The sequence below is a fragment of the Terriglobales bacterium genome (assembly GCA_035543055.1).
Classification (GTDB): Bacteria; Acidobacteriota; Terriglobia; order Terriglobales; family Acidobacteriaceae; genus JAIQFD01.
Window position 1 is genome coordinate 1 of the sequence record DATKKJ010000079.1, and the last position, 2,646, is coordinate 2,646.

Below are 2,646 nucleotides of genomic sequence, written 5' to 3' on the forward strand. Positions count from 1 at the left end.
CAGCGCATCGAGCAGCTCCTCGGCATAGGCCGTGATCTTCAGGAACCACTGGGAGAGCTTCTTCTTCTCCACCGGCGCGCCGGAGCGCCAGCCGCGGCCGTCGATCACCTGCTCGTTGGCGAGCACGGTGTGGTCCACCGGATCCCAGTTGACGAAGGCCTCGCCGCGATAGGCGAGCCCGGCCTTGAAGAAGTCCAGGAACAGCTGCTGCTGGTATTTGTAATAGCCGGGATGGCAGGTCGCGAGCTCGCGGCTCCAGTCCAGCGACAGGCCCATGCGCTTCAGTTCGGCGCGCATGGTGGCGATATTGTCGTAGGTCCAGCGCGCCGGGTGGATCTTCTGGTCGCGGGCCGCATTCTCCGCCGGCAGGCCGAAGGCGTCCCAGCCCATCGGGTGCAGCACGTTGAAGCCCCGCGCCCGCTTGTAGCGCGCGACCACGTCGCCCATCGTGTAGTTCCGCACATGGCCCATATGGATGCGGCCGGACGGGTACGGAAACATCTCGAGCACGTAGTATTTCGGCAGCTTCGGGTCGTGCGCGGTCTTGAAGCTGCCGCGCTCGGCCCAGACCGACTGCCACTTGGTCTCGGTTTCCAGGAAATTGTAGCGTGATGCCATGAACGATCCGGCCTTGAACTATTCGGTCCGCGCTGTCGGACCGAACGTCCGGCCCGGCGCCGGTTCTACTGCTGCTGACCCGACATGCGCAATTGGCGGGCGCGGGTGAGGATCGCGTTTTCGAGATCCGTCCCGGTGTTGAGGGCGACCGGCGCGTCGGTCCAGGTGCCGCCCTGGTTGGTCTGGCGGAACACCGAGGCGCGGATGCCGTCGGCGCGGAGCGCGCGGCCGAGGATATAGATATTGACCTTGAACCGCTCGTCCGGCGTCTGCGGGGGCGTGTACCAGTCGGTGATGATGACGCCGCCGAAGGGATCGGCCGAGACCAGCGGCATGAAGGAGATGGTGTCCAGCGAAGCGCGCCACAGCAGGCTGTTGACGCCGACGCCGCCGGAGGCGCCGTTGTCGCCGTTGTTCTTGTCGGTGCTGAAGAGGCTGTCGGAGCCGAACACGGTGCCGTTGCCGGCGCCCGCGCCGCGCTCGGTCTTGTTGCGCTCGTCCTGGTAGGTCGGATCGCCGCCCACGCTGAAGTTGCAGGCCGTCGTGAGCCCGCCGAGCAATGCGATGATCGCGAGCGGAATCAAACGCTTGGCAAAGGCGGCCCGTCCCCAGGTCGCGGCGATTTTCATGTTGACGGCCCTTGCTGCTCCCAGATAAACGGCGGTCGCTGCGGTTGCCCGTTTTGGCGACCCGCCGAAGCCGCAATGACGTAAGCGATTTGCGGGTTTGGGGTCAAGAGCGGCAAGGTCCTTCGGGCCTTGCGTCGCGGTCGCAGGGTGGTTCTCCGCTTCGGGGTAGATTCGCTCCAAATTCAACGTCTTATCCTAGGGAAATCGCAGGCGCATCGCATGGGCCGTATCATCTGGCTGGCCAGCTATCCGAAGTCCGGCAACACCTGGATGCGGGCCTTTATCCACAACCTGCTGCGGGACCCGGGACAAGCCTACGACATCAATCGTTTGGGCGAGTATTCCTTCAGCGACTCCACCATTCATTACTATAACACCTACCTGACAAAGCCCTGGCAGGAATGGACCACCAAGGACGTCATGGAGGCCCGCTGGAAGGTCCAGCGCGACATCGGCCGGCTCTCGCCCGACGACGTCTTCGTGAAGACCCACAACGCCCATGTCGAGTTCGACGGGCTGCCGATGATCCACATGGACCTGACGGCCGGGGCCTTCTACATCGTCCGCAACCCGCTCGACGTCTGCATCTCGCTCGCCGATCACTACGCCTGCTCGATCGACGACTCGATCGGGATCCTGGCCAACAACGCCAGCGGGACCCCGAGCGGCGACCAGCTGGTGTTCGAGATCCACAAGACCTGGTCGATCCATGTCCAAAGCTGGACCCACCAGCCGGGGCCCTGGCTGCACGTCGTGCGCTACGAGGACATGCTGAAGAAGCCGCTCGTGACCTTCTCCCGGGCGGTGAAGTTCCTCGGCGTCCCGGCGCCCCGGGACCGGATCGAGCGCGCGATCGAGGCCTCCTCGTTCAAGGCCCTGCGGGCGCAGGAGGACGCGGTGGGGTTCCGGGAACGCTCCTATAAGGCCGAGAAGTTCTTCCGGGTGGGCAAGGCCGACCAATGGCGCACCGCCCTCAGCAAGGCCCAGGTGGACCGGGTGGTCGATACGCACAAGGCGCAAATGGAGCGCTTCGGTTACTGGCCACTCTAGCCGGCGGTCGTCCGGACTCGCTGAAGGCTCGTTTTCGTGTCTCTTTCTTCCTAATTTTCGCCCGTTAAGTTAATTTTTACGTGTTGATTCCCATTGGCGAGACAGGGTGCGTCCCGTGCCCGGCCTGTGTCCTCCGGTCAACATTGAGGCATCCCGCCACGCTTCCGAGCCGCGCCGAATCAGGCTGTTAGCCCGAACTGTGGCGGCGCCGCCACAGATTTGGAAAAATGCCACAGGCTTTGGCTCAAATGGTTTGACACCAGGGGAGGGTTTAGAGAAGGTTTCGATGTTTCCAGGTCGGTGGGTTTGTTCGGCCTGTTCTGTCTATCACCAGTGACCCGGCCCTTTG

At 63.6% G+C, this 2,646-nt stretch carries 3 protein-coding genes; 1 reads left to right on the plus strand and 2 read right to left on the minus strand.

Features of this window, described 5'->3' with window-relative positions; translation table 11 throughout:
• Positions 1–618, minus strand: a 618-nt coding sequence (locus VMS96_06375; GenBank protein ID HVP43038.1) for a class I tRNA ligase family protein, incomplete at its 3' end; no start/stop codon positions are given.
• 65 nt (positions 619–683) lie between these two features.
• Positions 684–1,247, minus strand: a complete 564-nt coding sequence (locus tag VMS96_06380; GenBank protein ID HVP43039.1) for a DUF3576 domain-containing protein — start codon at positions 1,245–1,247, stop codon at positions 684–686.
• Between the two features lie 219 nt (positions 1,248–1,466).
• On the opposite strand from VMS96_06380, the gene VMS96_06385 reads away from it, so the two are divergent.
• Positions 1,467–2,297, plus strand: a complete 831-nt coding sequence (locus tag VMS96_06385) for a sulfotransferase domain-containing protein (protein HVP43040.1) — start codon at positions 1,467–1,469, stop codon at positions 2,295–2,297.
• The last annotated feature ends 349 nt before the right edge of the window (positions 2,298–2,646 follow it).